The sequence below is a fragment of the Pseudomonas lopnurensis genome, from assembly GCF_015070855.1.
In the GTDB taxonomy this organism is placed as follows: Bacteria; Pseudomonadota; Gammaproteobacteria; order Pseudomonadales; family Pseudomonadaceae; genus Stutzerimonas; species Stutzerimonas lopnurensis.
The window spans coordinates 43,090-49,721 of record NZ_JADDIX010000045.1 but is presented as its reverse complement, the minus strand read 5'-3'; the positions used below and the strand labels follow the sequence as shown (position 1 = coordinate 49,721).

The 6,632-nt window shown below is 62.2% G+C and carries 6 protein-coding genes; 5 read left to right on the top strand and 1 reads right to left on the bottom strand.

Translation table 11 applies throughout. The features are described from left to right. The first annotated feature begins 124 nt into the window (after window positions 1–124). From IN820_RS09170 to ychF, 4 genes are all read left to right on the top strand, one after another. Window positions 125–1,066: a ribose-phosphate pyrophosphokinase gene (locus IN820_RS09170; RefSeq protein WP_003294564.1), complete on the top strand. Its 942-nt coding sequence runs from the start codon at window positions 125–127 to the stop codon at window positions 1,064–1,066. A gap of 119 nt (window positions 1,067–1,185) precedes the next feature. After that, window positions 1,186–1,803 carry a 50S ribosomal protein L25/general stress protein Ctc gene (locus IN820_RS09165; RefSeq protein WP_193680676.1) on the top strand — a complete coding sequence of 206 codons (618 nt, stop codon included), beginning with the start codon at window positions 1,186–1,188 and terminating at the stop codon, window positions 1,801–1,803. Window positions 1,804–1,838: 35 nt separating this feature from the next. Further along, on the top strand, window positions 1,839–2,423 hold the full coding sequence (pth, locus tag IN820_RS09160) for an aminoacyl-tRNA hydrolase (RefSeq protein WP_193680675.1): 585 nt from the start codon (window positions 1,839–1,841) through the stop codon (window positions 2,421–2,423). A 25-nt stretch (window positions 2,424–2,448) separates the two neighbouring features. After that, window positions 2,449–3,549, top strand: a complete 1,101-nt coding sequence (ychF, locus tag IN820_RS09155; RefSeq protein ID WP_193680674.1) for a redox-regulated ATPase YchF — start codon at window positions 2,449–2,451, stop codon at window positions 3,547–3,549. Between the two features lie 129 nt (window positions 3,550–3,678). Here the strand turns inward: ychF and IN820_RS22425 are convergent, their stop codons facing one another. After that, window positions 3,679–4,071 carry a hypothetical protein gene (locus IN820_RS22425; RefSeq protein WP_207793558.1) on the bottom strand — a complete coding sequence of 131 codons (393 nt, stop codon included), beginning with the start codon at window positions 4,069–4,071 and terminating at the stop codon, window positions 3,679–3,681. A 45-nt stretch (window positions 4,072–4,116) separates the two neighbouring features. Here IN820_RS22425 and IN820_RS09150 point away from each other — a divergent pair, with 45 nt between their 5' ends. Beyond that, a complete protein-coding gene (locus IN820_RS09150; protein ID WP_328822092.1) occupies window positions 4,117–6,603 on the top strand; it encodes a type I restriction-modification system subunit M in 2,487 nt (828 codons plus the stop codon). The last annotated feature ends 29 nt before the right edge of the window (window positions 6,604–6,632 follow it).

The following is a 6,632-nucleotide window of genomic DNA, read 5'->3' as shown; positions in this document are numbered from 1 at the left end:
GTTTTGATCCTGGCATGCGTTGGTTCGAATCCAGCCGCCCCTGCCATACACTTGAAGCTGTTCAAGAGCCCGGCTTTTGAACAGCTTTTTATTCATCGGACCCACCCTCAGGCAGGTACTGCGCGTGTCCAAGATGATGGTCTTCACGGGGAACGCCAACCCCGATCTGGCCCGGCGTGTCGTACGTCAGCTGCATATTCCCCTCGGTGATGCCTACGTCGGAAAGTTCTCCGACGGTGAAATCAGCGTCGAGATCAACGAGAACGTTCGCGGCAAGGACGTCTTTCTGATCCAACCGACCTGCGCTCCGACCAACGACAACCTGATGGAACTGGTGGTACTGGCCGACGCCTTCCGCCGCTCTTCGGCTTCCCGAATTACCGCTGTGATCCCTTACTTCGGTTATGCCCGCCAGGATCGCCGCCCGCGCTCTGCCCGTGTACCGATCAGCGCCAAGGTCGTGGCCGACATGCTCGACGTCGTCGGCGTCAACCGCGTGCTGACCGTCGACCTGCACGCCGACCAGATCCAGGGTTTCTTCGACATGCCGGTGGACAACATCTACGGCTCGCCGGTACTGGTCGACGACATCCAGGCCCAGCGCTTCGAGAACCTGATGATCGTCTCCCCCGACATCGGCGGCGTGGTCCGCGCCCGTGCCGTGGCCAAGTCCCTCGGCGTCGACCTGGCGATCATCGACAAGCGTCGGCCGAAGGCCAACCAGTCCGAGGTGATGCACATCATCGGCGACATCGAAGGCCGTACCTGCATCCTCGTCGACGACATGGTCGACACCGCCGGCACCCTGTGCCACGCGGCCAAGGCGCTCAAGGATCACGGCGCGGCGAAGGTCTACGCCTACTGCACGCACCCGATCCTGTCCGGCCGCGCCATCGAGAACATCGAAGGCTCCGTGCTCGACGAACTGGTGGTGACCAACACCATCCCGCTGTCGGCCGCCGCGCAGTCCTGCACCCGAATTCGCCAACTGGACATCGCGCCAGTGGTGGCTGAAGCGGTTCGCCGCATCAGCAATGCCGAATCGATCAGCGCGATGTTCCGCTAAGCGAACGCTTCGCAAACCGCACTGAACGTAATGTGCCCCGCCTCGCGCGGGGCTTTTTGCCCAACAGCCCGAGCGCTGGTCGCAAGCGCGACAGGTAATGTTGCTACTGGAGAATCACCATGAACGATTTCACCCTGAATGCCCAAGTGCGTTCCGACCTGGGGAAAGGTGCGAGCCGCCGCCTGCGTCGTAACGCCGCCCTGGTTCCGGCCGTCATCTACGGTGGCGACAAGGCCCCGCAGTCCATCAGCATCCTGGCCAAGGATCTCGCCAAGCTGCTGGAGAACGAAGCCTCCTTCAGCCACGTGCTGAACCTGAACGTCGATGGCCAGAACGAATCCGTTCTGATCAAGGCGCTGCAGCGTCACCCGGCCAAGAGCTTCGTCCTGCACGCCGACTTCGTTCGCGTCGTTGCCGGCCACAAGCTGACCGCTGTCGTTCCCCTGCACTTCATCAACCAGGAATCTTCCGTGGGCGTGAAGCAGCAAGGTGGCGAGATCCTGCACAACCTCAACGAAGTCGAAGTGTCCTGCCTGCCGCAAGACCTGCCGGAATTCATCGAAGTCGATCTGGCCAAGGTCGAAGTCGGCCAGGTGCTGCACATGACCGACCTCAAGCTGCCGAAAGGTGTCGAGCTGGTCTCCCTGGCCCACGGCAGTGACCTGCCGGTCGCCAACATCCATGCTCCGCGCGTGAGCAAGGAAGACGCTCCGAAAGAAGAAGGCGCTGCCGAGTAATCCACTCGCGCACAGCCGAAGAAGAGGCCTCCGTCGTGACTGCCGTAAAACTGATCGTCGGCCTGGGAAACCCGGGCCCGGAATACGACCAGACCCGGCATAACGCGGGGGCCTTTTTCGTCGAGCGGCTGGCGGCCCGCGAGGGCGTCCAGCTCGCCAACGATCGCAAGTACTTCGGTCTGGTCGGCAAGTTCAGCCACCAGGGCGAAGACGTCCGCCTGCTGATCCCCACCACCTACATGAACCGCAGCGGTCAGGCGGTGGCGGCACTGGCCGGATTTTTCCGGATTCCCCCCGAGGCCATCCTGGTCGCCCACGATGAACTCGACATGCCGCCGGGCGTCGCCAAGCTCAAGCAGGGCGGCGGCCACGGCGGGCACAACGGGTTGCGCGACATCATCGCGCGGCTCGGCAATCAGAACGGCTTCCATCGCCTGCGCCTGGGCATCGGCCATCCCGGCCACAGCAGCCTGGTGACCGGCTACGTGCTCGGCCGGCCGCCGCAGGCGGAGCGGGAAAAGCTGGAAGCCAGCATCGATTTCGCCCTCGAGGTTCTGCCGGAAATGCTCTCCGGCGACTGGACCCGGGCAATGCAGCGCCTGCACAGCCAAAAGGCCTGAAACCTAACTCCGAGGCAAGCTCACCATGGGATTCAACTGCGGCATCGTCGGTCTGCCCAACGTCGGCAAATCCACCCTGTTCAACGCCCTGACCCAATCCGGCATCGCGGCGGAGAATTTCCCGTTCTGCACCATCGAGCCGAACAGCGGCATCGTGCCGATGCCCGACGCCCGCCTGGCGGCGCTGGCCGAGATCGTCAAGCCCGAACGCGTGCTGCCGACCACCATGGAGTTCGTCGACATCGCCGGGCTGGTCGCCGGCGCCTCCAAGGGTGAAGGCCTGGGCAACAAGTTCCTCGCCAACATCCGCGAGACCGACGCCATCGCCCACGTGGTGCGCTGCTTCGAGGACGAGAACGTCATCCACGTCTCCAACTCGGTCGACCCCAAGCGCGACATCGAAATCATCGACCTCGAACTGATCTTCGCCGACCTCGACAGCTGCGAGAAGCAATTGCAGAAGGTCGCGCGCAACGCCAAGGGCGGTGACAAGGAAGCCCTGGCGCAGAAGGCCCTGCTGGAAAAGCTCATCCCGCACTTCACCGAAGGCAAGCCGGCGCGTTCGCTGCTGAGGAACCTCGGCGACGAGGAGAAGCGCCTGGTGCGCAGCTTCCACCTGCTGACCAGCAAGCCGGTGATGTACATCGCCAACGTCGCCGAAGACGGTTTCGAGAACAACCCGCACCTGGACGTGGTGAAAGCCATCGCCGAGGAAGAAGGCGCCATCGTCGTACCGGTGTGCAACAAGATCGAGGCAGAGATCGCCGAGCTGGACGATGGCGAGGAGAAGGACATGTTCCTCGAAGCCCTCGGCCTCGAAGAACCCGGCCTGAACCGCGTGATCCGCGCCGGCTACGACCTGCTGGGCCTGCAGACCTACTTCACCGCCGGCGTCAAGGAAGTACGCGCCTGGACCGTCAAGATCGGCGCCACCGCGCCGCAGGCCGCCGCGGTGATCCACACCGACTTCGAGAAAGGCTTCATCCGCGCCGAAGTCGTCGCCTATGACGACTTCATCCAGTACAAGGGCGAAGCCGGCGCCAAGGAAGCCGGCAAATGGCGCCTGGAAGGCAAGGACTACATCGTCAAGGATGGGGACGTGATGCATTTCAGGTTCAACGTCTGAGTCAGAACGAACCCCGCCCCGGCGGGGTTTTGTTTATCTACGCCCCCTTGGGAATCCTGTTCACAGAAAGATACTCTCCAAGGCATAACGGAAAGGGGGCAATCCAACCCCCAAATGGGGTAATTCAGGTCACCTATACCCTTTTCTGCAAAGCGGCGCGGCAGGGAACAGAGCAGGACCGAATCCGACCGACAAGGAACGTGGGACGAAACATATCCGTACCACCCCAAGGCTGGGCACCGCAAAATAGAGAATCGGCATCCAGTCAAGCCGATCAAAACGATGGATATTGAAGTGACAAGTATCGAACAGAAGATCGAGCGCTTTATCAGCACGCTCGATGGCATGGGCGGTTCCGCCGGGAACCAGCGGCTGCGCGAGGCATTGGGATGGCCAGAAGCCACTTATGACAGCGTCAAGCAGCAGTTGCTCGCCGAACAGCGCATTGTCACCGGCCGTGGGCGCGGCGGTTCTGTCGCCATACTCGAATCCATCGAGGTAATGAAGACAAGGATCATCCACTCTTTAGCGGTTCGTGAAGTATCCGCACCCTATGAGAAAAAAGCAGTGAAAGAAGCTTCACCCAAAAAAGCAGCCCCCGGGCAACGCACCGGCGTCGTCAAGAAATCCGACCTCTACAGCTCCATCTGGGCCTCGTGCGACGAACTGCGCGGCGGCATGGACGCCAGTCAGTACAAGGACTACGTACTGTTCATGCTGTTCATCAAGTACATCAGCGACAAGTACGGCAACAGTGACGACTTCGCCCCGCCCGTGGTCATTCCTCCCGGCGCGTCGTTCCAGGACATGGTGGCGCTCAAGGGCAACCCGGATATCGGCAATCTGATCAACACCCAGGTCATCCAGAAGCTGATCGAGGCCAACACCAAACTGGCCCGCAGCGACTTTCCCGACTTCAACAACCCCAACAAGCTCGGCGAAGGCCCGGCGATGGTCGAGCGCCTGGGCAATCTCATCGCCATCTTCGAAAAGCCCGAACTGAACTTCGCCAACAACCGCGCCGACAACGACGATCTGCTCGGCGATGCCTACGAATACCTGATGCGTCACTTCGCCCAGGATTCCGGCAAGAGCAAGGGCCAGTTCTATACGCCTTCCGAGGTCAGCAGCATCCTCGCTCAGGTGATTGGCATTTCCCAGGCCAATACTCGCGGCTCTACCACCGCCTACGACCCTACGTGCGGCTCGGGCTCGCTGCTGCTGAAGGTCGCCGCCGAAGCTGGGCGGCATATCACCCTGGAGGGGCAGGAAAAGGACGTGACCACCGCCGGCCTGGCGCGGATGAACATGATCCTGCACGGCTTTCCCGACGCAACCATCCTTAGCGGCGACACCCTGGTGAATCCCAAATTCAAGGATGGCGAACAACTGCGCGCCTACGATTACGTGGTCGCCAACCCGCCGTTTTCCGACAAGCGATGGGCCACCGGCCTCAACCCGGCCAACGACCCTTACCAACGCTTCGCCTGGGGCGAGCCGCCTGCCAAGCAGGGCGACTACGCCTATCTGCTACACGTGATCCGCAGCATGAAGGCCACCACCGGCAAGGGCGCGGTCATCCTGCCGCACGGCGTGCTGTTTCGTGGCAACGCCGAATCCCATATCCGCAGGCAACTGGTACGTTCCGGCATGCTCAAGGGCATCATCGGCCTGCCGGCCAACCTGTTCTACGGCACCGGTATCCCCGCCTGCATCCTGGTGCTGGACAAGGAAAACGCCAGCGCTCGCAAGGGCATCTTCATGCTCGACGCCAGCAAGGGCTTCATCAAGGACGGCCCCAAGAATCGCCTGCGCGAACAGGATATCCACCGCATCGTCGACACCTTCCGTCGGGGTGTGGATGTGCCGCGCTATGCGCGCATGGTGCCGCTGGATGAAATCGCCAGCGAGAGGAATGACTACAACCTCAACCTGCCGCGCTACATCGACAGCAGTGAGCCGGAAGACCTGCACGACATCGACGCCCATCTCAACGGCGGCATCCCCGAGCGCGATCTCGACGCCTTCGCCGCCGATTGGCAGGAAATGCCCGCCCTGCGCCAGGCCCTGTTCGAGCCGCTGCGCCCCGGTTATGCACGGCTGCGCCAGCCGCTGAGCGAGGTACGCGCGATCATCCTGGCCCACCCGCAGTTCCTGCATTTTCAAAGCAAAGTCGCAACCCTGTTCGGCAAATGGCAGCAGGCCGTCATGCCGCTGCTCAGCGGTATCCAGCCTGGCGATAAGCCCAAGGCATTGATCGTCCAGGTGTCCGAAACCCTGCTCGCCACCTTCCATGCCGCGCCGCTGCTCGATCCCTACGACGTCTACCAGCACCTGATGGACTACTGGGCCGAGACCATGCAGGACGACGCCTACCTGATCACCGCCGATGGCTGGCAGGCCCGGCCCCGGCGCATCGTCGAAACCGACAAGAAGGGCAAAACCAAGGACAAGGGCTGGGTCTGCGACCTGCTGCCCAAGCCCTTGATCGTCGCCCGCTACTTCGCCGCCGAACAGGCCGTGCTGGAGGCGACACAGGCCGAGCTGGAAAGCCTCGTCAGCCAACTCGCGGAGCTGGAGGAAGAGCACGGCGGCGAGGACGGGCTGTTCCTCGAAGCCCAGGATGAAAAGGGCGCCTTGACCAAGGCGAGCGTCAGCCAACGCCTGAATGCCGCCGAGGAAGGCGGCATCGACGTTGCCGAGCCCGGTGAAACTCCGCTGCTGCGCAGATGGCTGGAGCTAAAGGACAGCGAAGCCGCACTGAAAAGAGCGCTCAAGGCGCTGGACGCCAAACTCGACCAGCAAGCCTACGACCACTACGCCCAACTGAGCGAAGCCGAAGTCAAAACCCTGGTGGTCGAAGACAAATGGCTGGCCCATCTGCAAGCCGAGGTGCAGCAGGAGCTGCAGCGCATCTCGCAAACCCTGGCCCAGCGTATCCGCGAACTGGCCGAACGCTACGACACCCCGCTGCCCAAGCTGGAAGATGAAGTAGCCGCCCTTAGCGCCAAGGTGGAAGCACATCTGAAAAAAATGGGGGCGGTATGGAAGTAAGGCCGGGGTATAAGCAGACGGAAGTAGGG

Excerpts from the sequence above, each read along its gene's own strand:
- IN820_RS09165 (WP_193680676.1), top strand. The coding sequence starts at position 1,186 with ATGAACGATTTCACCCTGAATGCCCAAGTGCGTTCCGACCTGGGGAAA.
- ychF (WP_193680674.1), top strand. The coding sequence starts at position 2,449 with ATGGGATTCAACTGCGGCATCGTCGGTCTGCCCAACGTCGGCAAATCC.